Here is a 25,721-nt window from a genome sequence, read left to right as displayed (position 1 = left end):
GATTGATATGAAAAACAGACGCAATTTTCTCACCGGGGCAGGTGCCGTCACCGGCGCCATCGCCGCCGCTTCCGTGAGCAAGGTCGCCATGGCGGCCTTGCCTGAGCCGGTGCTTCAGACCAAGCCAGACACGATGCCTCCCTTGGCGCCGACGACGGGGCGCCCCTACAACCCCGTTGTCACGCTCAATGGGTGGTCGCTGCCCTGGCGCATGAACAACGGCGTCAAGGAGTTCCACTTGGTGGCCGAGCCCGTAGTGCGCGAAATGGCCCCTGGCTTCAAGGCCAACCTCTGGGGTTACAACGGCCAGTCACCCGGACCGACCATCGAGGTGGTCGAGGGCGATCGCGTGCGCATCTTCGTCACCAACAAACTGCCAGAGCACACGAGCATTCACTGGCACGGCCAACGCATTCCCAACGGCATGGACGGTGTCGCGGGCCTGAACCAGCCGGCCATCCAGCCCGGCAAGACCTTCGTCTACGAGTTCGTTGCACGGCGCCCTGGCACGTTCATGTACCACCCGCATGCCGACGAGATGACCCAGATGGCAATGGGAATGATGGGCTTCTGGGTCACCCATCCGAAGGGAAAGCACCCCCTGATCGACGAGGTCGATCGCGACTTCGTGTTCCTCCTCAATGCATACGACATCGAGCCCGGCAGTGCGACGCCGAAGATCATGACCATGCTGGACTTCAATCTTTGGTCGTGGAACAGCCGCATCTTTCCGGGCATCGACTCGTTCAACGTCCGACTGAACGACAAGGTTCGAATTCGCATCGGCAACCTGACGATGACGAACCACCCCATGCACCTGCATGGCCACGAGTTCCTCGTCACCGGTACCGATGGCGGCCCGACCCCGAAGAGCACGCGCTGGTACGAGGTGACGACCGACGTGGCGGTCGGGCAAATGCGCCAGATCGAGTTCCTGGCGGATGAAGAAGGCGATTGGGCCTTCCACTGCCACAAGAGCCACCACACGATGAACGCCATGGGCCACGACGTGCCGACCATGATTGGTGTCGACCACAAGGACGTGGCCAAGAAGATCACGAATCTCGTGCCCGATTACATGGTGATGAGCGAGCGCGGGATGGCCGACATGGCCGAGATGGACATGCCGCTGCCCGACAACACCGCCCGAATGATGACGGGCGAAGGCCCATTCGGCTCGGTCGAGATGGGCGGCATGTTCAGCGTCGTCAAGGTACGCAAGGGGCAGAAGCCCGGCGACTACTCGAACCCGGGCTGGTTCAAGCACCCGCAGGGCACGGTAGCCTATGAGCTGAACGGGCCCGTGGCAGAGCCACCTCGGGCGCGCAGCGCGGGCGCCTCCGCCATGCCGGCCAAGAACATGCCGGCCAAGAACATCGAAGTGCAGGTACGCAAGCCCAGCGGGCACTCCGGCCATTGATCCCTCCCTCGCTCTCCAAACCACCCTGAAACGAAAGGACTCTCATGAAAACCCTCCGCTACACGGCCTTGGCCGCATTCACCGCATTGGCGGCCGTCGGCGCCTACGCTGGCGGCAACCACGCCGGCGGTCACGGCCACGATGCCGCCGACGCCATTGGCAAGCCAGGCGTGGCGGCCAAGGCGACGCGCACGGTGAAGGTCGACATGACCGACAACATGCGCTTCACCCCGGCCAGCATCGACGTGAAGCAGAACGAGACGGTGCGTTTGGTCGTCACCAACTCCGGGAAGATCAAGCACGAACTGGTGCTCGGAACCGAGAAGGAGCTCAAGGAGCACTACGAGGCGATGAAGAAGAACCCCGAGATGGAGCACGCCGATCCGAACATGGTGACGCTGGCTCCAGGGAAGACCGGCGAGGTCGTCTGGCAGTTCACGAAGGCCGGCAAGATCGACTTCGCGTGCCTGCAGCCGGGCCACTACGACGCAGGAATGAAGGGCGCCGTGAACGTGGCCAAGACGTCCGAAAAGCACGCAGCCAAGTAACGCGAGCCGACCGGCTCGGCCTATTGACACCTGGCCGGGTCGATTGCGCAGTTTTCTGTTTTCCAAGGAGTCAACATGCTCAACATCCGTCTGGCGTTCATCGCCCCCATGGCCGCCCTCATTTTTGTGGGCTTCGCGCATGCTCAACCGGCCAGCGGCAGCGCAGCGCCGTCCGCGAGTTCCACCGATGCCCCTGCCTCCGCGGAGCTTGCCGATGGCGAGGTCCGAAAGGTCGACAAGGACAACAAGAAACTCACGCTCAAGCATGGACCTCTGAAGAACCTCGATATGCCCGGCATGACGATGGTCTTCCAGGTGAAGGACGACGCGATGCTCGACAAGGTCCAGGCCGGCGACAAGGTCCGATTCCAGGCAGAGAAGATCGATGGCAAGTTCACCGTGACCAAGATCGAATCAGCGCGCTAGGCCAAGGTCTCGCAGCTCATCAGTGTGCCCGGCCGATGTCGGGCTGCATCGTCGGGACGGCACGTCCGTCCTTCTCGCCGGATCTCCGGCAACTCGACCCAAGGAGACAGACATGCCACCTAAGAAGTACGCCCAGTGCATCGATGCCTGCAATGCCTGTGCGACGGCCTGCAATCACTGCGCCGCATCGTGCCTGCGCGAGGAGGACGTGAAGATGATGGCGAAGTGCATCGCGCTGGACATTGATTGCGCCGCAATCTGCCAACTCGCGGCGGCTGCGATGGCCCGCGACAGCGAAACCGCCGCTGCGATCTGCCGCCTTTGTGCCGATATTTGCCAGGTCTGCGGCGACGAGTGCGCCAGGCACGACGCGCAGCACTGCCAAGCTTGTGCGAAGGCATGTCAAAAGTGCGCCGAAGAGTGCCGGAAGATGGCCAAGTAGACCCCCTTTGTAGCCCCGAAGCGTCGCCAAGCTGGCGTCACCGGGACACACGTTGCGCTCTGGGAGGCAACTTGTGCTCTCGCCGGCAAGAGCATTGACCTTGCGCTCAATCCCCGACAACAGAACGTTTGGAGGACCGGATGCAGGCAAACGTAGCGCGCCCACATTCGGCGCGGGCCATGCTCGAGATCATGGGGCGTCAGCTGCCCAATGTGTGGGCCACACACGAGATGCTGCGCTCAACCGGTCGGCTGAAAGCTCAATGGCCGGATTGGTGCTACGCGCCGCTGGCGGTGGCGGAACCGCTTTGCGGCGGACGACCTGATCTTGCATTCAAGATCACTGCCCTGGCTTCTTGGCGCCTGACGCAAGGGATCTACAGAGTCGATCAGACATTGCTCAATGCGTTACTCGATACGCCTCTGGATGACGACATTCCCATCGACGTGCTCATGAGGATGCCCGAATGGTGCATCTATCTTGAGCTTCCGAATATCCTGACTCCGACAGGCCCGGCGCGAGGGGTCTGGGTGTTCATGGAGCCGTCGCACCTTCATTCCAACAGGCCTGTTTTTCTCGGCATGCTGTTCGATACCGAACGTGACATCGCGAGATCTCTCGAGGATGGCGCCATGTACCCGTTCTGCGTCAGGTTGAGCGGCGAATCGATCGCTCAAGCGCTCGCCCAGACCTTCTGTACCGCTGCGTCAGAGTTGGAATCGTTCAAGGCAGCAGTCACCCCCGTGATCTCCGTCCTGCTGTACCTCTGCGCGCAGAACGCGGAGATCACTCGCCATGGCGCCGACGCCTACCCGGTGCGGCCGGTGCCAGTGCGTACCCGCCGACGAGGCCTTCGCATCTTTCCACCGCCCGCGCCGACGGTTTGGAGTCTGGGATACCGCATAGGCGCCGCCCTGCGGGCTTCCCAGCCGCGAAACCGTGATGATCACGACCCAGGAAGCGGTCGTCGGATCGTTGCCCACATTCGCCGAGCCCATTGGCACACGATTCTGAGCGGGCCTCGCAAGGATTTGCCCCCCGAAGCTCGCCAACGTGAGTTGCGTTGGATGCCACCAGTGGCGGTGAACCTCGACATCGGTGCAGAACTGATCGCCACAGTCCGCCCGGTCAACAACACCGTGTCGATCGAATAGAACCGGCGAGGAGATCGGCCATGACTCACCAAAGTGCCTCGCACGTTGTACGTGAGTTCTTGGAAGGCCCGCTCACTCGACCCGCACTGCTGCTATGGCGGCGCCAGCAGTTTCTCTCCCGTGAGGGGCACGGCTTCTACTTCGGCTTGTTCGACAGTTTCGAAGCAGCTCGCGATTGGCTGCCGAAGAACCCGGAATTTGATCAGGACGCGCTGGCTGAGGAGTACGTGAACATCCGTACGAAGAAGATCTTCGCCTATGACTATCCGGTCATGTGGTGGCTCGACCGCGCCTTCCGTGCGGGTGCCACCAGAATCCTCGACATCGGCGGTTCGGTGGGCGTTCACTACTACGCGTACCGCCGATATCTCGACATGCCTGCGTCGTTGACCTGGCGCATCGTTGAGGTGCCTGCCATGGCTTCAATCGGCCGAAAGTTGGCTTCCGATACTGGCTCCAGCGCACTGGACTTCACCGAAGACCTTCAGCGCGCCGTGACCGAAGGAACCGCCGACGTTTGGATTTCCGCGGGCGCCATTCATTACTTTGAGCACGCGACACCAGGACTCCTTCTCAAAGACTGCAAGACCCGACCACAGCATTTGCTCCTGAACAAGCTGCCGCTCCATGAAGGCGAAAGCTTCATTACCACGCAAAACATCGGCGCAGGATCTTTTGCACCCATGCACGTCTACAACAGGGGGCGCTTCATCCGCGACATCGAAGCCATGGGCTACACGCTCAGAGACGAATGGCCCGTCCACGAGCGCTCGCTCTATCTACCTGGCTATCCCGAGCGCTCGTTTCCCAGCTTCACGGGGCTCTACTTCTCGGATCGGTCCGTCAAGGGGCCTTCCAACCAGCGCTGACGTATTCGAAGGCGCGCGCCCAGTCAGCAGGGGGGATCGCCAGCGTCGGTGAGAAGGGGTAAGCGGCTAGTAGCCGCGGCACCTTGATTGCGACGGATCGTTTTAGGATGCTCGTGTCCACTACGTTCGGTGGACACGTGCACACTATTTCCAACGAAGCCAGCGCTGGCCGTCGACGCCCGCGCACACATAGCGCCGAGTTCAAGGTGCAAGTCGGTCGCGGCATGCAGCTCGCCTAGCGTATCGATCGCTGCGGTGTCCGATGGCCCACGGCTCATCGGTAGGCAACGGCGCCTATCAGCCCATCCCCCAGGGCCTAAAGTTCAGGCGGGGAAGGGTTATTCCTTGATCCAGGTCAAAGCCAACACGTACGTGCCGTCGCAACATTGTGACGCTCTCAAACATCGAAGCCATGAAATCGCTGAAGTCCCGAACGCCTCATTTCTGCAGTCCAGGCGGGTGCACAGAACGCGCCATGAGGGAATCTGCATGCAAGTAATCCAATGTGCGCAAGCCGCCGGTGTCAGCCCTGACACAGTGCGTCACTACGCGCGCCTCGGCCTAATCAAGGCTGAACGCAGGACGGAAAGCGGATACCAGCAGTTCTCCCCAAGCACCGTGGCGCGCGTTCGCTTCATCCGCAGCGCAGTTGGCTTGGGGTTCAGGTTGAGCGACGTTGCCGAGCTCCTCGGCATGAGCGAGCAAGGGCAATTGCCTTGCCCCAAGGCACGCACAATCCTCGCCGATCGGCTGAACGAGAAGCAGCATCAGGTCGAACACGAGATGGCGCTGTTCCGTCGCATGAAGCAGGCTCTGAAGGCCTGGGCGGCGATGCCGGATGGCGTCCCGGAAGGTCACCACGTTTGCGGCCTCATCGAGGGCTTGCCTTGGAACGCCGATAACGAGTCCGACGGCAAGCGCCTTCGATCGTTGAAATGATGACCGATGCCTCTGGGGCCAGCGCGCAGCCGCGCCGCAAGTGACGGCCCTCCTTTTTCCAACTTGATGCACAGGCGCCTTACCGTGCACGCCCCTCGCCTCCCCTCGCTCGCATACGTCATCACCTTGTCTAGCACGGTCGCCGTCGCCCAGCCTTCGACGCCTCCGAGTCGGCGCCGAGCATCTCGGCATCGACGCGTGATGACTGCCGCAAACCGATGGCGCGCCATGACCATCTTGCCGACAAGGGCACTACGAGGCCAATGTCGGGTCCCTGTGCCGGCAAGCCTTCGGCCTCCACCGCGAAAGCCCAGGCAAAGCCCATGCACGAACACGCCCCGTTCCACAAGAACCATTGACCCGAGCCCGTGGGCTTCCGCAACGGGCAGATCAGGAGCAATGAAGTGTTACCCAATCACCAAGACCCCGAATCCGGCGGCGGCCTCAATTGGTCCCGCATCATTCAATGGCTGCTGTGGTTGGGCCTGGCCGCCGCGGTGGCCTGGCTGTTCTTCGGGCACAGCGCGTACCTGCTGCAGATCGCGCCGTTCCTGATTCTGCTGGCGTGCCCGCTGATGCATGTCTTTGGACATGGCGGGCATGGCGGGCATGACGGGCACCGCCAGCATGGGGGCGACGACAGCTCGACAGACCGCAAGCCCACGACGGGCTCAAACACAGACGGCGCCAGGCATGTGCGCTGAGTGCCACAACGCCCTGAGGACCGCAGTGTCGGCATCTGGCGCAGCGGGATATCCGGCGGCGCTCGCGGCCGACGGCGGGGCCGGCTCACCCGGTACCGGCCGACATCGGTCCATCACGCTGCGCCGGCGGTCTGACGCACGGCGACCGAACCGGCCTTCCTATGGGATGGTGCTGTGACCATTGATCCCGCGGTCCGTCGCTTGGCACTCGGCGCCTTGATCGGCATCGGCGCTGTGCTGAGCGCATCGGCTCAGCCCGCCGCGCTGGGCGCGAGCGTCGACAGCCTGCTCGATCATGCGCGGGGCAACAATCCCGAGCTCGCGGCGATGCGCCTGGAAGCGGACGCGGCGACGCAGCGCGTGCAGCCAGCCGGCGCCTTGCCCGATCCCGTGCTGCGCGTCGAGCTCGAGAATATCAACAACTACGGCAGCGACGCCCGCCCGAATCTGTTGCCGGCACGTGTCGGCGACACGAAGTACACCGTCATCCAACCGCTGCCTGCCTGGGGCAAGCGGGACCTGCGTCGCGACGTGGCCGCGGCCGATGCGCAGCAGGCCGGCGCGCGTACAGCGGCCACGTGGAGTGAACTCGCAGCACGTATCAAGGCGGCCTACCCGCAGTACTACCTCGCTGCCGCCAACGAACGGCTGACGCAGGAAATCCTTGACCTGATGGCACGGCTGGAGCAGGTGGCGCAAGCGCGATATGCCGGCGGGCTGGCCGCGCAGCAGGACGCGATTCGCGCCCAGCTTGAGCAGACCGCGATGCGCTCTGAACTCATCGCACTGGACAACGAGAAGCGGCAACTGCGCGTGCGACTGAACACGCTGCTCGCCCGCGATGCCGCGGCGCCCCTCGCCGAACCGCAGTCGCTGCGGCCGCTGCCGGCGCTGACTGTGCTCGACTCATCGGCGCTGGCGAGTCGAGCACGGAACGCGAATCCGTCGCTGCAGGCGGAGGAAGCACGCCTGCGTGGGGCCGAGAAGAACCGCGAGTTGACCCGGCGCAACCGCTATCCGGACTTCCAGGTCGGCGTCGTCCCCACGCAGGTGGGTTCGCGCATCACGACCTGGGGCGTGATGGTCGAGGTGAACATCCCGCTGCAGCAGTCCTCGCGCCGCGCGCAGGAGCGTGAAGCCGAAGCCATGGTCGACGCCGCACGCTCGCGCAGCGAGGCCGTGGAGAACCAACTGCTCGGCGAACTGGGCGAGAGCCTCGCCGGCATCGAAGCGGCGAAGCGCAGCGAAACGCTGGTCGCGACGCAGCAGCTGCCGCAGGCCGAACTGAGCTTTCGCTCCGCGCTGGCCGCCTACGAGAACGGCAAGGTCGACTTCGCGACCCTTCTCGACGCGCAGCGGCAGATCCGCAAGGCGCGCCTGGACCGGCTCAAGGCCCAGGTCGAGGCGCAACTGCGTCTGGCCGAAATCGAACGCGTCCTAGGAGAAGACCTGTGAAGACCTCGGTATCGTTGTTGGCGGTCGTGCTGCTCGGCGCCGTGGGCGCCGGTGGCTACTGGTTGGGCGGCCGGTCGCAGGGCACGTCGTCCGCACAGATGCAGGCGGCCGGCGACGGTGGATCGGCGATTGCAGGCGGTTCTGGCAGTGAGCCCGCTCGAATGACGAACCCGATTTCAACTCCAACCTCGAAAGGATATGACATGGAAACGATCGAACTCGAAGTGCAAGGCATGACCTGTGGCTCATGCGTCGACTCCGTGAAGCGCGTACTGCAACGCGTACCGGGCGTCTCCGGCGTGGATGTGAACCTGTCGCTCGGCCGCGCCCGCGTGACCACGATCGGGAACGCTGCCGCGGCCCTCGGGGCCCTGACAGCGGCCCTGGATGCGGCCGGCTATCCGTCCGCTCCTGCGGCGGCCATGGCACTCGATGCTGCGCCATCCTCGGGTCACACACACACCGGCGGCTGTGGCCACGCAAGCGGCCCGAAGAAGCAGGGTGGCTGCTGCTGCGGCTGAGCAGCCTTCAGGAACATCGAAGTGAACAAGAACAACAAGAACAAGAACAAGGCCAAGGTCAAGGCGAGGAACGACGCGCCCGACTACGACGTGCAACTGCACCTGCTGCAGATCGAGCTGGTGAAGTTGCAACGCCACTTCATCGGCTGCGACGACCGCATCCTCCTGCTGCTCGAGGGGCGCGACGCGGCGGGCAAGGACGGCACGATCAAGCGCATCGTGCAACCTATGTCCGCGCAAGACCCGTGTCGTCGAGCTGGGCAGGCCGTCCGATCGCCAACAGGGACAGTGGTACCTCCAGCGTTACGTGCCGCTGCTGCCCGCGCGCGGCGAGTTCGCGCTGTTCAATCGCAGCTGGTACAACCGCGCCGGCGTCGAGCGGGTGATGGGCTCCTGCACGGCCGAGGAGTACAAGGAGTTCATGCAAAGGGTGGTGCGCGCGGACAAGGAGCAAGCGCGGCTGAACCACATGCGGCACGCGCTGCGGCGCCTGCACTACCCCGACAAGAACCCGGAACTGCTGGCCGTGGACGAGGCGGTGATCCTCGACTGGGCTGTCGACGCGGCGCTACCTTCCTTGGGCTGATGCGAGAACACCATGAACACACGTCCGATCGATAACGACCCGCTCGCGCCTGCGCTCACGCCTGCGGCTTGGCCGCTGGTTGCCTGGACACGCTATACCGCCGACGCCTGGTGGCGTGGGATCGCCGCGATGGACACGCTGCGCCAGCGCGCCGACAACATGCTCGATCATGAAGCCGCCGGCATGCCACCGCTGCTGCACTTCGATGCCGAGCCGGTGGCAAACGCGCGGGACTTCGCTTCACCCTGCAACTACCGCCTACTTCGAATCACTCGGTGCGGAACGGATCGGCTGGAACGCCATGTGCGTCGAGACTCCGCGCCGGTGATCGTGGTCGATCCACGGGCGGGCCATGGCCCTGGCATCGGGGGCTTCCGGCGCGACTCCGAGGTTGGCATGGCCCTGCTGGAAGGGCACCCCGTCTACTTTGTCGTCTTCGATCCCGAGCCGGTCGCGGGCCAGACCATGGGATCGGTCGTCGAGGCACTGGCGCGTTTCATCGATATCGTTGCCGAACGCCATCGCGCGCGCGCTCCGATCATCTATGGGAATTGCCAGGGGGGCTGGGCCGTCGCTCTGGCACTGTCGCACTGCAACCGCGAGGCAGGCCTGGCTGTATTGAACGGGTCGCCCCTGTCTTACTGGGCGGGTGAGGCCGACGTCAACCCGATGCGCCTGATGGGTGGTTTGGTCGGCGGTGTCTGGCCGGCACATCTGGCGGCGGATCTGGGCCACGGCCACTTCGATGGAGCGTGGCTGGTCCAGAACTTCGAGGCTCTGCGGCCCGAAGGGGTCTGGAAAAAGTACGACCAGGTGTTCGCAGAGCCGCAGCACGAGAAGGCGCGCTTTCTCGAATTCGAACGCTGGTGGAACGGCTTCTACAAGCTGGGGCGTGAAGAGATCCTGAGCATCATTCGTGACCTGTTCATCGGCAACCGTGTCGAGCAAGGCGTCGTGGTGGTCGACGGCCACTGCCGTGCCGACTTGTCGCAGATTCGGACGCCGCTCGTCATCTTCTGTTCCTATGGCGACAACATCACGCCGCCCAGCCAAGCCCTCGCGTGGCTGAAGACGGTTTTCGGCTCGACCGAAGGCTTAGTCGGCGCCGGACAGCGCGTCGTCTATCTGCTGCACGAGCACGTCGGCCATCTCGGCATCTTCGTGTCGGCCGACGTGGCACGCCGCGAGCACCGCGCCATCCTGCATCACGCTTCGGTCATCCAGGCATTGCCGCCGGGCCTCTACGAGATGAAGCTCGAGTCCGCCGCTCGGACCGAAGACGCCGATCGCGCGACCTTCGAGCCCCGACGCATCGAGGACCTGCCCTTCGAGCCCCGTCCGGCTGCGTTCGAACGCGTCGCCGAAGTGTCGCGCCAGCTGGACGCCCTTTACACCCAGTGGCTGTCACCCTTCGTACAGCAGCTTGGCAGTCCAGCCACGGCACGCTGGCTGGAGGCTTGGCATCCGATGCGCACCAGCCGCCTGATGTGGTCCGAGCGCGTCGCACCGGCCGCTGCGTTGTTTCCCATCCTGGCATGGGCAGGTCAGACGCTGGGCCTCAGCGATGAAGAACGCGCCTTCAATCCCTGGTATCGGGCGGAACGCAGCGCGGCCGATGGCATCGGTAAATACATCGAGTCCTGGCGCCACTTGCGCGATCGCATCGCAGAGATGGCGTTCCAAAGCCTCTACGGAACATGAGGGCCGCCGCCAGACGGCGCGCGGACCGCTGCCGACTCACGGTCAAGTTTCTGCACGACAAAGGCATCTCGCAGCCCCCATCCCGTCCTCTCTCCGGCTCGGTGAACTCGGTGGCACTGATGAGCAAGCCACGAGCCCTTGAATCGCGACAGCTGCTTGGCATTTGTATACCGTCCGGGTCGCAGATCAGTCCCCCTGAGGACGAAAGCTGACGATGCTCGGCCCTCATGCTCACCTGGCTGCGCCCGTCGAGAAGAACCGAGGCCGAGTCCAGTGACGGCATGCCCAGACCTTGATCCATATCAACCGCTCTGCAATGCTGTCGAATAAGCTGTGCTGAAGGATTCATGGTGAATCCCCCGAAACTCGGCGTAGGGACTGCAACATGGCGGCATGGCGAAGCAAACTGGCAAGGAGCGCATGGACTGCGTTCCTGCTGTTGTTCGCTGTACGGGCCATCGCAGGCACGGCCCTGTGCGAGATCTATGGCGAGCACAGAGCGCCACCCGTCTCGCCGGATGCGTCGTTCATCCATGCGCCGCAGAAGGCTCATCAGCCACACAAGCACGCCTTGCGAACCGAGCAGCCGTCGAACGACAGCAAGGGACATGTCTGCGAAGAGCCGGCGCCCCTTACCGGCGGGCCAACTTTCGTCTCGGCCATCAAGTGGTCCCTGACGGTCGATGCGAACGCTTGGTCGCATGCACCGGTGCAGAACTGGGAGCCGGTCGTCGCGATGGTGAGCGTTGCGCCGCCACAATTTGCGCATCCGCCACCGCCGCGCGCCCCGCTGGACATTTCGCCTCGCCTGCGCATTTGACGAGTCGGGAGTGGGGGCAGTCTGATCGTGCGCGCGGATTTGACCTGCGCCCACGTCGCGTGCTCAGGATGGCCCGCACTTCCCACTCCTGTGTCCAGCGAGAGTGCTAGCGCTTGACCTGTGTGCCGCACCCAGGTTGCACACTCAGCTTGCCCTCCCTCCGCACGAACTACCGGCACAACCGAACCACGCGCAGCCACCACACGAGCAACTGCCCGAGCCAAGCCGATTCCTCCAAGAGGGTCGGCACCCGGCCCAGACCGAACACCGACAACGCGAATCATGGCCAACCATTCTTTCCGTCCCGATCCGACCACCAGCCGCCGTTCGCAACGCGGGGCCGCCCTGACCTGGGTGTTCTTCGGCTTCCTCGCGGTGGCCGCCTTCTTCCTTGTTATTGAGCACCGTGCACACCTGATGGGAGCCCTGCCGTTTCTCCTGCTGGCGCTGTGCCCGTTGATGCATTTCTTCCATGGTGGACACGGTGGCCCCGGCGGCCATCAGGAGCACGGCCCCACAGGATCTGGCAGCGCCGATGCCCTCGACAAAACCGGCCTTCAAGGCCGCCCCGATGCCACACCCATCCCTCCGGCCGCCCCGCATCAGCCGCACCAGCACTGAGCCAACCGCAAAGGACATTCCATGACGCAAGACAACGCCCCGGCCTACGGACTGTGGTCCCTGGTGGTCATCAATTCCCTCGTCTTCATCATCTTCGCATTCAGCTTCGCCAAGCCGCAGTCCGGTCGCGACTGGCGCTCGTTCGGCGCCTTCTCCAGCTTCCTGGTGGCGCTGTTCGCCGAGATGTACGGCTATCCCCTGACCATCTACCTCCTGTCGGGATGGCTGGGCACGAAATTTCCTGGCGTGGATTTTCTCTCGCACGACGCCGGCCACCTGCTGGAAGTGATGTTCGGCTGGCGCGCCAATCCGCACTTCGGACCGTTCCACGCGCTCAGCGCCGTCTTCATCGGTGGAGGCTTTTGGCTGCTCTCCGGCGCATGGTCCGTGCTGTATGCGAGCCAGCGTGCCGGGACGCTGGCGAAGACCGGCGCCTATGCCCGGGTTCGGCACCCGCAGTATGTGGCGTTCGTGCTCATCATGTTCGGCTTCCTGCTGCAGTGGCCGACCGTCCTGACCCTCGTGATGTTCCCGATCCTGTGCGCGATGTACGTCCGCTTGTCCTTGACGGAAGAGCGCAACGCAGCCAAGACCTTCGGAGCTGAATGGGAGCGCTATGCGAGTCAGACGCCGAGGTTCTTTCCCAAATTGGGCGCGTCAGGGGCGACGCAGCCCCGTGCGTGACGATCGCGCCGACGCGCCGACGCGCCGACTCTCCCGCGAAACACCAAGGGCATGACGTGACACCGGCTGACCCCGCATTCCGCTGCACGTGGCTGCGATGGACCGTGGCCTTCTTGCTGCCCTGGGTGTTGCTGTTCATGGCCCGGCCGGTCCTGCGCCACCCGATGCTGTGGGTCAGTACGCACGAGACCGGCCGGGAGCGTCAACCGCGCCAAGAACCCACCCCGAGTACCAGACCATGAAGCTCGATTTCTTGGGTGCCGCCGGCACCGTCACCGGCTCAAAGACCCTCGTCACGAACGAAGGGAAGCAGTTGCTTGTCGACTGCGGCCTGTTCCAGGGCTACAAGAACTTGCGCGCCATGAACTGGGAGCCGTTTCCGTTCGAACCCACGAAGCTCGATGCCGTGGTGTTGACGCACGCACACCTCGATCACGCGGGGGCACTGCCGCTGCTCGTCAAGCGGGGCTTTCGCGGGCCGGTCTTCGCGACACCGTCGACGATCGACGTGTGCCGGGTCCTGTTGCCCGACAGTGCGCGAATCCAGGAAGAGGATGCGGAGTACGCCAACCGCCACAAGCTTTCCAGGCACCAACCGGCCCTGCCGTTGTACTCAGAGGAGGACGCGCAGCGCGCGTTGCGCCGTCTCGAGCCGCTGCCGCTAGAGCAGCGAGGGGATGTGACGGGAGGCATGCAACTGCGCCTGCGGCAGGCTGGTCACATCCTCGGCGCCAGCTCGGTCGAACTGACGGCGGGCGACACGACGGTTCTGTTCTCTGGCGACCTCGGACGCCCCGACGATCGCATCATGCGGGCCCCGTTGCCGATAGCGCGCGCCGACCATGTGGTGATCGAGTCGACCTACGGTGACCGGTTGCACGATATGCAGGACGTCGAGGCCGCTTTGGGCGAGGTGATCAGGCGCACGGCGGCACGCGGCGGCATCGTGGTAGTCCCTGCCTTTGCGGTGGGGCGAGCTCAGGCCCTGCTCTACGCGATCTATCGTCTAAAGACCCGTGCCGCCATCCCCGACTTGCCGATCTTCCTGAGCAGCCCGATGGCGATCGACCTGACCGAGATTTATCACCGGCATCGCGCGGAGCACCGACTGTCGGTGGAGCAATGCAGCGGCATGTGCCAGGTCGCGAAGATGACACGTACTGTCGATGAATCGCGTGCTTTGAATTCGCTGCGCTACCCCGCGGTTATCGTGTCGGCCAGTGGCATGGCCACGGGCGGCCGGGTGCTGCACCACCTGAAAGCCCTGGGTCCGGATCGCCGCAACACCATCGTGTTCGCCGGCTATCAGGCGGGCGGCACGCGAGGCGCCCGCCTGCTTGCCGGCGAGCGCCGCCTCCGCATCCACGGCGAAGATGTGACCATCAATGCCGAGGTTGTGTCGCTGCCTGGCATGTCGGCGCACGCCGATGCAGAGCAGCTCGTGCAGTGGCTGGCTACCGCGCCCCAGCCGCCGCGCGGCATCTACCTCAACCATGGCGAGCCGGGTCCGGCCGACGCATTGCGGCAACGCATCGAGCGTGAACTGGGATGGCTCGCAACGGTGCCCCGGCTGGGCCAAAGCGTAGAGGTTGCATGATGAATGCATCGGGCTTGCGCCTGCGGCTGCTGGGCATCGACACGCTGCAGGAGCATGTGATTTACATGCGACGCGACTGTCATGTCTGCAGGGCCGAAGGTTTCGAGGCCCAGACGCGCGTAGAGGTGGCCCTGCGAGAGCACCGCATCATCGCGACGCTCAACGTTGTCGACACCGAATTGCTGGCGCCGGGCGAAGCCAGCCTGTCGACCCGCGCATGGCAGGCTCTTGGCGCCGCGGCGAACGATACCGTCAAGGTGGCGCACGCGCCGACGCTCGACTCGCTGAGCGCGATGCGCTCGAAGATCTACGGCCACCGGCTCGACACCATGGCGCTCGACGCCATCGTCGGTGACGTGGCTGCAGGCCGCTACTCCGACATGCACATCGCTGCGTTTCTGAGCGCCTGCGCCGGCGGGCGCATGGACTTGCAGGAAACCATCGACCTGACAAGCGCCATGGTCAAGGCCGGCGACCGTATCGACTGGGGCCGTACGCCGATCGCCGACAAACATTGTGTGGGCGGCCTGCCTGGCAATCGCACGACGCCGATTGTGGTCGCGATTGCGGCGGCGGCCGGGCTGACGATGCCCAAGACCTCGTCGCGCGCGATCACCTCGCCCGCGGGGACGGCCGACGTGATGGAAACGCTGACGCGCGTCGACCTCAGTCTGACCGCGATGCGACGTGTAGTGGATCGCGAGGGCGGCTGCTTTGTCTGGGGTGGGGCGCTGACCCTAAGCCCGGCCGACGACATCCTGATCCGCGTCGAGCGCCCGCTCGACCTTGACAGCGATGCCCAGCTCGTCGCCTCCGTGCTGTCGAAGAAGATCGCCGCCGGAGCGACGCACGCCCTGATCGACATCCCGGTCGGTCGGACCGCCAAGGTGCGCAGCGAGGAGGACGCGAATCGGCTGCAGACCTTGCTAGAGCAAGTTGCTGTAGCCCACGGGCTGCAACTGCGCGTGCTGCGTACGCGCGGCGCCCAGCCGGTCGGGCGAGGCGTAGGCCCCGCGCTCGAAGCGCATGACGTTCTGGCCGTGCTGCGCGGCGCAGCGGCGGCGCCGGTGGACCTGCGCATGCGCGCACTGGTTCTGGCCGGCGAATTGCTCGAGTTCTGCGGCCACAGCACTCCCGGCACGGGCGAGTCCGAGGCCTGCCGCCTGCTGGACAGTGGCGCGGCTTGGGACAAGTTCCAGGCCATCTGCGAAGCGCAAGGCGGGCTGCGCGAGCCCGGCGTCGCTCCACTGCGCGAGCCGATCGTGGCCGAACGCACCGGTTACGTCTGCGGCATCGACAACCGTCGGCTCGCGCGGGTCGCCAAGCTCGCCGGCGCCCCGGGTGCGCCGACCGCCGGCCTCGTGCTGCACGTGCGGTTGGGGGACCCTGTCGAGCGCGGCATGCCGCTGTTCACGCTGTATGCGCAGGCGCCTGGCGAGCTGGCCTATGCCCGCAGCTACCTCGATTCCCATCCCGTCGTCACGCTGGGCGACGAGGTGACGCCATGAAGCCGGTCGTGGTCGCGATGCCTGGCAACGAGCAGCTCGCCGACGACCTGGCCGCTCACCTTTCGCTGGAACGCGGCGCGGCCACGGTACGGCGCTTTCCTGACGGTGAGTCTTACGCGCGCGTCGAGTCAGCGATCGAAGGACGAGTCACTCTCATCGCCTGCACGCTGGACCGGCCCGATGACAAGCTGGTGCCGCTGCTCTTGCTGTCAGCGGCGGTCCGTGAGGCGGGCGCGTTGTCAGTGGGCCTTGTTGCGCCATACCTGCCCTACATGCGGCAAGACCGTCGGTTCCATCCGGGCGAGACGATCAGTGCCCAGCATGTCGGAGCTTGGATCTCGCACTATGTCGACTGGATGGTGACCGTCGATCCGCACCTGCACAGGATACCGGACCTGTCTCAGGTCTACAGCGTCCCGTCACGTGTCGTCCATGCCGCGGACAGTGTGGCGCAGTGGGTACGGGCGCAAGTGCGCAATCCACTCTTGATCGGCCCCGATGAGGAAAGCGCCCAGTGGGTCAGCGATGTGGCACAGCAGTCCGACGCACCCTTCGTCGTGCTGACCAAGACGCGCCGCGGCGACCGCGATGTCCAAGTGTCGGTACCGGACGTCGAGCGTTGGCGGTCGCACACGCCCGTGCTGGTGGACGACATCGTCTCGACTGCCCGCACCATGATCGAAACGATCGACCACCTGCGCCGGGCCGGGCTCGCCGCACCCGTGTGCGTGGCGGTCCACGCGGTATTCGCTCAGACGGCGTTCGAGGAACTGCGCGCGGCCGGCGCGGGCGACATCGTCAGCTGCGACACGATCCGCCACGCGTCCAATCGCATCTCGCTCACTGCGGCCATTGCCGCCGGCGTGCGCGTGTTTTTGCCCTGATGCCAATAGATGATCCTGGAGATTGCCATGTCATCCGTCCGCTCCAAACTCGCTGGTCTCTTCGCGACGGTCCTGCTTGCACTGGGGGCCCCCCTTACCCTGGAGCAATCGCGCCTGGAGCGCGAGGGCGTGCTGCGTTACTGGGCACTTGTCTCGCTGGCGTTGCTGTCATTCGGCGCGGCGTACGACCTCTACGCCAGGTGGTTCATCTTGGCGTGGCGCCTGTTCGCCGCGCCGATGAGTGCGGTCATCTACCTCCACTTTGCATGGCGCGGCGCCAGACGCTCCTTGCCACCCTATCCGCCCAGCGCCACCGTGTCCGGTCGGTTGGCCAGGCCCACTTGTCTAACCTGATTCACGGGAGAGAACATCGATGAACACAACCGACGCGGCCAAGGCCTACATCATCGGCGGAGGCATCGCCTCGCTGTCCGCGGCCGTCCTGCTGATCCGCGATGGAGGATTCTGCGGTGCCAACATCCGCATTCTGGAAGAGTTGGAGGTGGCCGGCGGCGCCCTGGACGGCTCGGGCGACCCGGTCAAGGGGTACGTCACCCGCGGCGGCCGCATGTGGACCGAAGAGGCATACGTCTGCCTGTGGAACGTGCTCGACTCGATCCCAACGCTTGCTAATCCGACAAGATCCGTCAAGGACGACGTCTGGGCGTTCAACAAGGCTTGGCGTTCAGGTTCGCATGCGCGCCTCATCGGCAAGGATCACACGATCCTCGATGCCACCGATCTGGGCTTCAACCTGCAAGATCGCCTCGAAATCATGCGCTTGCTGGCGATCCCCGAGCGAATCATCGGAACCAAGCGCATCGAGGACTGCTTCTCGTCGCATTTCTTCGCGACCAACTTCTGGGCGATGTGGCGCACCACCTTCGCCTTCCAGAACTGGCACAGCGCCATCGAGCTCAAGCGCTACATGCTGCGGTTCATGCAGGAGTTTCCAAGGATCCACACCCTGGCGGGCGTGCGGCGAAGCGCATTCAACCAGTACGACTCGCTGGTCCGTCCGATCGAGAAGTGGCTGACCGACCAGGGGGTGCAGTTCGAGTACGGAACCAAGGTGATCGATGTTGACCTCGCCGAGAGCGACGGCCAGCGAATCACGGCGATCCATTGCACGCGCCACGGCAAGGAGGTCTCGTACGCGGTTGGGCTGCGGGACTATGCGTTCATCACGATCGGCTCGATGACCGCCGATTCGCGACTGGGAGACAACGATCACGCACCCCAACTCGTGCGCGATAAGACCGATGGTGCTTGGAGGCTGTGGGAGACGATGGCACGGAAGCTGCCGGGTCTTGGTCGACCCTACGCCTTCAGCGGCAACATCGACGAAAGCAAGTGGGAGTCTTTCACGCTGACGATGCGCACGCCGGCTCTCGTTCGCCGGATCGAGGATTTCACCGGCAACAAGGCCGGCACCGGTGGCCTGATGACCTTCAAGGATTCCAGCTGGCTGATGTCCATCGTGGTGCCGCGCCCGCCGCACTTCGCTGGTCAGCCTGACGATGTGTTCACGCTTTGGGGCTACGGCCTCTTCATCGACAACAAGGGGGATTACATCGACAAGTCGATGGCCCAGGCGACCGGCCAGGAAATCCTGACTGAGTTGATGCACCAACTGGGATTCGAGGAGATCCTCGACGAGGTGCGCCGCAGCACAACTGTCATCCCGGTGATGATGCCCTACATCACCAGCGAGTTCTCGCGGCGCGACGTGACCGACCGGCCGCCGGTGATCCCGCACGGCGCGAAGAACTATGCGCTGCTGGGCCAGTACGTCGAAATCCCGGAGGACGTGGTCTTCACGGTCGAGTATTCAGTGCGTTCGGCGATGCACGGTGTTTACGGACTGCTCGGCCTGAAACGAGACATCCCGCCCATCTACCACGCCCTCGCCGAGCCCATGGTGGCCCTCGACGCACTGAAGACGCTGATGGGATGAATGTCCGCAACGGCCACCCTGGAGGCGCGGTTGTCTTGCCCTTTGAGAATGAAACCCGCATGACCACAACAATGAACTTCGAGGTCGGCGGCATGGTGTCGTCGATGTCGGCCCATGGGGTCGAAAAGCAGTTGTCGCGCCTGCCCGGCGTGACCGCAGCCCAGGTCAACTACGCGGCCGGCTCGGCAAGCGTGACCTTCGACCCGGACCAGACGACGCCAGAGGCTATTCGCATCGCCATCGAAGCATGCGGCTACCACTGCGGCGGCGAGGCCACCCCTCGCCATATCTGCGGGCCGCACGCTACGGCGGGCAAGCCGCACGAGCACGAGCATGCAGGGCATGTGACCCAAGGCGCGAAGCCGGCCGCAGCTGGGCACACGATGGACCACGGCACGATGGATGCCATGGCCCACGAGATGGGGCACGGCCCCGGCATGGACGCGCGCGGCATGGCACGCGACATGCGGAACCGATTCTGGATCTGCCTCGCGTTCACGGTGCCCATTTTCCTCTATGCGCCGATGGGCATGGACTTCATCAAGCTGAGTCCGCCGTTCGGCCTCGACCTGAAGCTGTGGCTGTTCGTGCTGGCCACAGGTGCGGTGATCTATCCGGCATGGCCATTTTTCGTCGCCGCATCGCGTGCGCTTCGCAATGGCGTGCTCAACATGGCGGTTCTGGTCGTGCTGAGCGTCGGCACCGGATACCTGTTCAGCGTCGGAGCCACCTTCCTCTTCGAAGGGGCGCAGTTCTACGAGGCGGTGTCGGTGCTGCTTGTGTTCATCCTGCTCGGGCACTGGCTCGAGATGCGGGCACGTGCCGGTGCTTCCGAGGCGATACGCGCCTTGATGGACCTGGCACCGCCGAAAGCCAGCGTCGTGCGCAACGGTGTCGAAACTACGGTCGCGACGGCCGACGTGTTGCTGGGTGACATCGTGCTCATCCGCCCGGGCGACAAGATTCCCGTTGACGGCGAGGTGCTGGAAGGCGGATCACAGGTCGACGAATCGATGCTCACCGGCGAATCGATGCCGGTCAAGAAGGCGGTCGGCGACAGCGTGATCGGCGCCACCATCAACAAGAGCGGCAGTTTCCGCTACCGCGCCACCAAGGTCGGATCCGATACCGCCTTGGCGCAGATCGTCAAACTCGTGCAGGAGGCGCAGAACTCCAAGGCTCCAGCGCAGCTGCTGGCCGACCGGGCCTCGCAGTGGTTGGTGGTGGTCGCGTTCCTGATCGGTCTCGCAACCTTCGGCGTCTGGTACTTCGTGCTCGGCCAGCCCGTGCTGCTGGCCCTCACGCTGACCATCACTGTGTTCGTGATCGCGTGTCCCGACGCGCTCGGACTGGCCACGCCGATGGCGGTGATGGTCGGGACGGGCCTGGGGGCGATGAACGGCATCCTGTTCAAGAACGCCGCAGCGCTCGAAGACGCCACCAAGCTCGATGTCGTGATCTTCGACAAGACCGGCACGCTGACGCTCGGCGAGCCCGACGTGGTCGACCTTGTCGCGGCACGTGGCACGAGCGTCGATGCGCTGCTGACCATCGCCGGCTCGGTGGAGAAGCTCTCCGAGCATCCTCTGGCCTTGGCTGTGCTCCAACGTGCCGGAAACCTGCCACTCGAAGAGGTGAGCGCATTTTCCAACATCGATGGCATGGGAACCGAAGCCGTCGTTCGCGGCGAAAGAGCGCTCCTCGGCAATCGGCTGTTGATGGACGCGAACGCCATCGACCTCAATGGCTTGGAGGCTCAATCGGGCAACCTGCAAGGTCAGGGACGCACGGTGGTCCACGTGGCCCATGGTGGGCGCCTGATCGGTCTGATCGCCATCGCCGACGCGGTGCGCCCTTCTTCGGCAGAGACCGTCAAGGCGCTCCACGGGAAAGGGGTGCAGGTGGCCATGCTGACGGGCGACAACCAGGCCACTGCCGACCGAATCGCCAAGGAACTCGGCATCGACATCGTCCTCGCGGATGTGCTGCCCGGCGACAAAGCCGCCAAGGTCAAGGAACTTCAGGCGCACGGCAAGAAGGTCGGCATGGTCGGCGACGGCATCAATGATGCCCCGGCGCTGACGCAGGCCGATGTTGGTTTCGCGATCGGTGCTGGCACTGATGTAGCGATGGAAAGCGCCGACGTGGTGCTCATGAAGAGCGACCCGTTCGATGTGGTCGGCGCCATCGAGCTGTCGCGCGCGACGCTGCGCAAGATGCACCAGAACCTGTGGTGGGCGGTGGCCTACAACGTGGTGGCGTTCCCGCTAGCCGCCGGCGTGTTTTACCCGTTCACCATCAGTCCAGAGGTGGCCGCCATCGCGATGTCGGGAAGCTCCGCGCTGGTGGCCATTAACGCGCTGATGCTCAAACGCACACGGCTGACCGGCATCCGCCGGGTCCGGGCGACTCCAGGAACAACGGGCGACACCAGGCAGACCGCCCCGGCTGCGGTCTGAAGGCGGCGCGCATGGTGAAGACAGCAGCCCTCAATGCGCCGGCAGCGCCCGACGCAACTGTGGCGGCGGGCCGGGCGATGTTGCTGCTCGGAGCGATGGTATTCGTCGTCGCGCTCGGCTACGGCGCCGGCTTGCCGTTGCTGCAGCTGTTTCTGGGGCTGTACCTCGACGGGGCGACGCCATCCACGCTCGCGTGGCACGTCGGCATGCTGGGCGGCGTCTACACCTTCGCGCTATTCCTCTTCGCGCCGTTGTGGGGTCGACTCTCGGACCGGCATGGCCGTTCCGCCGTACTGGCCGCGGGCTTCGCAGCATTCCTGATCGGCGGCGCTGCAGCCGCGTTGGCACCGAACCTGATAGTCGTGTATGCCGCTCGCTTCCTGGCCGGTGCAGGTGCCGCCTCAATTGTCCCGACAGCACAGGCGTACGTCGACGACATCAGCACGCAGGAGGTGCGCAGCCGCCGCTTTGTGCTGCTCGGCAGCACGTCGTTCATCGGCTTTCTCGCCGGCCCGGCCTTCGGAACCTGGATCGCCGGGCCAGTGATGGGCATGCCGGTCGGGCGCATGCTTGACATGGTCAACTGGCCCGCGTTTGCCATCGTGTTGGGGGGGCTCCCATTGCTGGTGCTCATCCCGTGGGGCCTGGGCCGCAAGCGCGCTGCGCCTGAGCGCGACCTGCCACCTCAGTTGTCGCCAGACCGCCGGAGGTTCGTTCGCGCCTCGATGGGCATGGCACTGCTGGCCTCGTTTGCGGTGGGTACCTTTGAAGTCGGCTTCACTCTGTTCGGCGGGCAGACGCTGGGCCTAGCCAGCGGCACGATGGCCGTTATGTTTGTCACCTGCAGCCTGGCCATGCTGGCAGCGCAGTCCACGTTGCTACTGCAAGGCGTGCGCCGCCGCATCAACCAACGCTGGGTCGCGGCCGCATTTGGCACCTCGGCGCTCGCGTTGACTTTCGCCTTTGCGGTGCCGGACGCCGCGGCGCTCGGCCTGCTGATCGTCGTGGTGTCCACTGGCGTCGGAATGGTCGGACCGGTACTGTCCTACGAGCTGCTCGAGCGCCATGCAGCCGCGCGCGGGGAACTGCTTGGCCGGCAGGCAGCGGCCGGCAACCTCGGGCAGGCGCTGGGTTCGGTGAGCGCCGGGTCGCTTTTCGCATGGCAGCCGGCGGCGTCATTCTGGGCGGCAGCGCTGATTCTTGTGCTGGGGGCCGCCATCGCGCTCGCATCATGGGGGCCGGCACGCAGTGGCGAGATCGCCGCCGGCCTGTGAACGTGGGGTCATGATGGGTGACGCCACACCGCGCCGCGCGCGACCGTGATCTCACCGGTGCAAAGCCTGACGGCGACCTTACATTCCTGGCGCTGTTCGGCTTGGTCGACATTTTCGCGCCAGGAACGCGATCCCTTCGAGGGCACGTTGACGCGAGCCTGTACATACTGGCCGGCCCGCTGCCGAAGGCTGGTCGAGTGCCGCGCTAGACCGCGCGCCACACTTTGTTTACTTCGCCTCCGGCGCAGCCGCCTCACCGCCATGCAGCATGGTTCCGTCTTTGTGAGAGCGGATCGTCTCAGCCTTTACGTCCTTGCGGCTCTTCCCTGATTTGAACGCATCGGATTTCGGCTCGGCCTCGCTATGCAACATGGTGCCGTCCTTGTGAGAGCGGACTCCTGCGGCACTCACTTCCTTCCGGCTTTTCTCCGATCTGAATGGCTCAGATTTCGGTTCCGCTTCGCTATGTCGCATGGTTCCGTCCTTATGGGAGCGGATCGCTTCGGTCCTTACCTCTTCGCGCGACTTCGGCTTGGCGCCGTCGGCGCCTTGCGCAGATGCACTGGGGGCGGCGAGCACGGTCAGGAGGGCTGCAGCAAGTGTGATGTGATTCAATTTCATGACAATCTCCAAGGGGAATGCTTCCGGAAGAAACGTGGTTACACGTAGGTTAGCGTCGGGCTTCGGTCCTCACCCGGTTCGATTACCAACGCTGAACAAAGAATAGGAGTGTGCGGTCTTCGATGGTTTGATCAAGATCAAGCCAAAGAGACACGACTGGACGCTTTTTTCCAATCATTGCCGTTCTGCCATGGATCACACGAGGCTATGCGCCTCTGCGCCTTGCAACTCCGAACTTCGTCTTGAAGTCTGCAAGTCTGCAAGTCTGCAAGTCTGCAAGTCTGCAAGTCTGCAAGTCTGCAAGTCTGCAAGTCTGCAAGACTGCAAGACTGCAAGTGGCACGGCAGTACGGCAAACAGCGAGTTCAGAATTGCACGATCCAGCTCGGCGGCACCGTCGAGCTCGACCCAGGCAACCGGGAGAACGAGTGTTGAACTTCAGTTCCAGGGATAGACAAAGCGAAGCTCAGACCAGCATCGCGAGCTCGCCTTCGCTGCTCAGGCTGTCGCACCGTCATTGCGGCGGCGGACGCGTTGAAGCGCGCTGCGCAGGCGCTTCAAAGCATGTGCTCGGGGAGCAGTACACCCAGAATGCCTCGCCAAACCCGCAGCCCCAAGTCTGTCATGGGTTCAACATCGTGCGTCACAATCTTCCCACCCTCCTCAGCTCTCCACTCGAGCCCTGCTTCGCCGCGAGCTTCGCGTCGCGCGACCTCGAAGGCATGATGAGGATCGGCCCCTTCGTCGAACAACGCCGCCAATTCGCCCGCCAGTTCGACACTGTCGACAGTGATCCAAGCCTCCGTATTGTGTAGTCGTGAGCGTGGATCCTGGTTCAGCGAGCCAACGAGGGCGCGCACACGATCCTGCACGATGACTTTCGCGTGAAAGCTGGCGGCGGACGCACGCCCCCAACGATGCGGCAAGCGGTGCTGGACATCCGGCCGTGGACGCATTTCGAACAACTCCACCCCATTGCGCAGGAGTTCCATCCGATGACGCGCGTAACCTGCATGCGCTGCCGGTGAATCTGTGGAGGCCAGCGAGTTGGTCAAGACGGCTACGCGAACGCCGCGCTCGCGCATCTCCGCCAGGTGGCGGATTCCATCCTCGCTCGGCACAAAATATGGCGACATGATCAGCAGTTCGGCCGCTGTGCGAGAGCCACCTTCACGGTCGTCAATCGATCCGTGCTCAACTCCGGAGGCCACGCCCCTCTTTTGTTCGTCGGGCTGGTCGTAGGTCAGCTGGGCACGCCCCCATGAGAGCTGAACGGTCGCAGACCGCAGGGCGCCAAGCAGGCTGTCTTGCGCCAGCCAGTCGCAAGGCGCGAGACCGTGGCAATTCGCGGCGCGCATGCGCAATGACTGCCGCACCCGCTCGCCTTCGGCGGCGTCGGGGCGTTCGGTAAACGCCTCCATAGGGATTGCGGCCGCGCTGTTCCAGTAAGCGTCGAAGGCGTGCGATAGCTCTTTCACGATCGGGCCGGCGCCCAGCAAGTCCACATCAGCAAAGTTGGACGCAACGTTCGCGTCGAAGTACTCGTCTCCGAGGTTGCGGCTGCCGACCACCGCGGCCACATTGTCCGCCACCCACAGCTTGTTGTGCATCCGGCGATTCAGCCGTGCGCCATCAAGCACAAACTCGCTCAGTCGCCCGAGGCTCGACGTGCCACCCGAAAAGAAGGGATTAAACAGCCGCACCTGGATCGCGGAGTGTGCGGCAATTGCACGGCGCGCGAAGGAGCGCGTCCGCGCGTCGATGTCGTCGAGCAGAATCCTCACCCTAACGCCCCGCTCGGCCGCGGCGAGGATGCGCAGCAACAGCAGGTCGGTCGTCAGGTCATCACCTACGCTGTAGTACTGCAGGTCCAGCGTGCGTTCGGTTGCGTCAGCCAATGCAGCTCTGGCGACAAAGGCAGCATGGCCGGAGGCAAGGACCTGGAAGCCGGACATCCCGGGATAGGGCGCGGCCTGCTCAGCAAATGCGCGTCCGAGCGTCGTGCGCTCGACGTTGACGATTGCACGCGACGGCACACGAGGAACATCCAGCCGCCCAGTTGCGCAGCCGCTTGTCATCGTCAGCAGCAGCCACAACGCAGCCGCAAGAGTGATCCGAAGCCATCCAAGACAGCAGGATGGCAAATTTAAGGCCATTGCAGTGGTTCCATACGGGCATCCGCTCCCACGACAGTCGCGAGCGAAGGGGACGTCGCACTGCACGATGCTATCGGATCGAAGTTGACCGTCGACGCCGGCCGAAGTCGCAAGCCAGATGAGATTCGAACGGACCATCGGCCATTCCCTGCGCCGGCCAGCGGCAGTTCGCCAACGGTCGGTTACGCCGCCATTCCAACTTGCCGGTCTTCTGTGTCCAAAGCGGGACAGGAGACAGCGCCCAATGCATCACCCCAGATTTCATCCTCCAACAATGCTGGCTGTTAGATAGGACGCCAGCCAACTTGTGCCACGTCGAGTAGCCATTGTGGATTGGGAACTTGGCGACCTGAATCTCGACCAAGTCGAGTATAGG

General features: G+C 64.3%; 23 protein-coding genes and 1 pseudogene. 22 read left to right on the top strand and 2 right to left on the bottom strand.

Annotation, left to right across the window (positions count from 1 at the left end; all coding sequences use genetic code 11):
- Window positions 1-7: 7 nt before the first annotated feature.
- From E5P3_RS34125 to E5P3_RS34020, 22 genes and pseudogenes are all read left to right on the top strand, one after another.
- Window positions 8-1,420 (top strand): copper oxidase, encoded by a 1,413-nt coding sequence (locus tag E5P3_RS34125; RefSeq protein WP_162590461.1) that lies wholly within the window; start codon window positions 8-10, stop codon window positions 1,418-1,420.
- Window positions 1,421-1,464: 44 nt separating this feature from the next.
- Window positions 1,465-1,968, top strand: a complete 504-nt coding sequence (locus E5P3_RS34120; RefSeq protein WP_162590460.1) for a cupredoxin domain-containing protein — start codon at window positions 1,465-1,467, stop codon at window positions 1,966-1,968.
- Between the two features lie 75 nt (window positions 1,969-2,043).
- Window positions 2,044-2,394 (top strand): copper-binding protein, encoded by a 351-nt coding sequence (locus tag E5P3_RS34115; protein WP_162590459.1) that lies wholly within the window; start codon window positions 2,044-2,046, stop codon window positions 2,392-2,394.
- Between the two features lie 112 nt (window positions 2,395-2,506).
- Window positions 2,507-2,836, top strand: a complete 330-nt coding sequence (locus E5P3_RS34110) for a four-helix bundle copper-binding protein (RefSeq protein WP_162590458.1) — start codon at window positions 2,507-2,509, stop codon at window positions 2,834-2,836.
- A 179-nt stretch (window positions 2,837-3,015) separates the two neighbouring features.
- The gene (locus E5P3_RS34105) at window positions 3,016-3,990 is read left to right on the top strand and encodes an AcrVA2 family anti-CRISPR protein (protein WP_162590457.1); all 975 of its coding nucleotides are present in this window, start codon (window positions 3,016-3,018) and stop codon (window positions 3,988-3,990) included.
- A 20-nt stretch (window positions 3,991-4,010) separates the two neighbouring features.
- The gene (locus E5P3_RS34100; RefSeq protein ID WP_162590456.1) at window positions 4,011-4,859 is read left to right on the top strand and encodes a methyltransferase, TIGR04325 family; all 849 of its coding nucleotides are present in this window, start codon (window positions 4,011-4,013) and stop codon (window positions 4,857-4,859) included.
- Between the two features lie 345 nt (window positions 4,860-5,204).
- The gene (locus tag E5P3_RS34095) at window positions 5,205-5,798 is read left to right on the top strand and encodes a MerR family transcriptional regulator (protein WP_232073639.1); all 594 of its coding nucleotides are present in this window, start codon (window positions 5,205-5,207) and stop codon (window positions 5,796-5,798) included.
- A gap of 368 nt (window positions 5,799-6,166) precedes the next feature.
- Entirely contained in the window at window positions 6,167-6,502 is a 336-nt protein-coding gene (locus E5P3_RS34090) for a DUF2933 domain-containing protein (protein ID WP_443083310.1), read from the top strand.
- A gap of 174 nt (window positions 6,503-6,676) precedes the next feature.
- Window positions 6,677-7,957: a TolC family protein gene (locus tag E5P3_RS34085; RefSeq protein ID WP_332107427.1), complete on the top strand. Its 1,281-nt coding sequence runs from the start codon at window positions 6,677-6,679 to the stop codon at window positions 7,955-7,957.
- A complete protein-coding gene (locus E5P3_RS36060) occupies window positions 7,954-8,478 on the top strand; it encodes a heavy-metal-associated domain-containing protein (RefSeq protein WP_232073638.1) in 525 nt (174 codons plus the stop codon). The genes E5P3_RS34085 and E5P3_RS36060 overlap by 4 nt, the downstream gene beginning before the upstream one ends.
- Before the next feature lie 90 nt (window positions 8,479-8,568).
- A pseudogene (locus E5P3_RS36055) lies at window positions 8,569-8,917 on the top strand (polyphosphate kinase 2); the annotation flags it as partial.
- Between the two features lie 159 nt (window positions 8,918-9,076).
- On the top strand, window positions 9,077-10,765 hold the full coding sequence (locus E5P3_RS34070) for a DUF3141 domain-containing protein (protein WP_162590455.1): 1,689 nt from the start codon (window positions 9,077-9,079) through the stop codon (window positions 10,763-10,765).
- Between the two features lie 385 nt (window positions 10,766-11,150).
- The gene (locus tag E5P3_RS34065; protein WP_162590454.1) at window positions 11,151-11,585 is read left to right on the top strand and encodes a hypothetical protein; all 435 of its coding nucleotides are present in this window, start codon (window positions 11,151-11,153) and stop codon (window positions 11,583-11,585) included.
- 282 nt (window positions 11,586-11,867) lie between these two features.
- On the top strand, window positions 11,868-12,206 hold the full coding sequence (locus E5P3_RS34060) for a DUF2933 domain-containing protein (RefSeq protein ID WP_162590453.1): 339 nt from the start codon (window positions 11,868-11,870) through the stop codon (window positions 12,204-12,206).
- A 21-nt stretch (window positions 12,207-12,227) separates the two neighbouring features.
- Complete coding sequence (locus E5P3_RS34055) at window positions 12,228-12,890, top strand: methyltransferase family protein (RefSeq protein ID WP_162590452.1); 663 nt, start codon at window positions 12,228-12,230, stop codon at window positions 12,888-12,890.
- A gap of 238 nt (window positions 12,891-13,128) precedes the next feature.
- The gene (locus tag E5P3_RS34050; protein ID WP_162590451.1) at window positions 13,129-14,487 is read left to right on the top strand and encodes an MBL fold metallo-hydrolase; all 1,359 of its coding nucleotides are present in this window, start codon (window positions 13,129-13,131) and stop codon (window positions 14,485-14,487) included.
- Complete coding sequence (locus E5P3_RS34045) at window positions 14,487-15,995, top strand: thymidine phosphorylase family protein (protein WP_162590660.1); 1,509 nt, start codon at window positions 14,487-14,489, stop codon at window positions 15,993-15,995. The genes E5P3_RS34050 and E5P3_RS34045 overlap by 1 nt, the downstream gene beginning before the upstream one ends.
- Window positions 15,992-16,879 (top strand): ribose-phosphate pyrophosphokinase, encoded by an 888-nt coding sequence (locus tag E5P3_RS34040; protein ID WP_162590450.1) that lies wholly within the window; start codon window positions 15,992-15,994, stop codon window positions 16,877-16,879. Before E5P3_RS34045 ends, E5P3_RS34040 begins: the two co-directional genes overlap by 4 nt.
- Before the next feature lie 27 nt (window positions 16,880-16,906).
- Window positions 16,907-17,233: a hypothetical protein gene (locus E5P3_RS34035; RefSeq protein WP_162590449.1), complete on the top strand. Its 327-nt coding sequence runs from the start codon at window positions 16,907-16,909 to the stop codon at window positions 17,231-17,233.
- A gap of 19 nt (window positions 17,234-17,252) precedes the next feature.
- On the top strand, window positions 17,253-18,836 hold the full coding sequence (locus tag E5P3_RS34030; RefSeq protein ID WP_162590448.1) for an oleate hydratase: 1,584 nt from the start codon (window positions 17,253-17,255) through the stop codon (window positions 18,834-18,836).
- 59 nt (window positions 18,837-18,895) lie between these two features.
- On the top strand, window positions 18,896-21,295 hold the full coding sequence (locus E5P3_RS34025) for a heavy metal translocating P-type ATPase (RefSeq protein ID WP_162590447.1): 2,400 nt from the start codon (window positions 18,896-18,898) through the stop codon (window positions 21,293-21,295).
- A gap of 11 nt (window positions 21,296-21,306) precedes the next feature.
- A complete protein-coding gene (locus tag E5P3_RS34020) occupies window positions 21,307-22,569 on the top strand; it encodes an MFS transporter (protein WP_162590446.1) in 1,263 nt (420 codons plus the stop codon).
- A gap of 228 nt (window positions 22,570-22,797) precedes the next feature.
- Here E5P3_RS34020 and E5P3_RS34015 read toward each other — a convergent pair whose 3' ends face one another.
- Window positions 22,798-23,190, bottom strand: coding sequence for a DUF4148 domain-containing protein (locus E5P3_RS34015; protein WP_162590445.1), 393 nt, complete (start codon window positions 23,188-23,190; stop codon window positions 22,798-22,800).
- 556 nt (window positions 23,191-23,746) lie between these two features.
- The gene (locus E5P3_RS34010; RefSeq protein WP_162590444.1) at window positions 23,747-25,345 is read right to left on the bottom strand and encodes a phospholipase D family protein; all 1,599 of its coding nucleotides are present in this window, start codon (window positions 25,343-25,345) and stop codon (window positions 23,747-23,749) included.
- Between the last annotated feature and the right edge of the window lie 376 nt (window positions 25,346-25,721).

This window comes from Variovorax sp. RA8 (genome assembly GCF_901827175.1).
GTDB lineage: Bacteria > Pseudomonadota > Gammaproteobacteria > Burkholderiales > Burkholderiaceae_C > Variovorax.
This window is presented reverse-complemented; position numbering and strand designations above follow the sequence as displayed.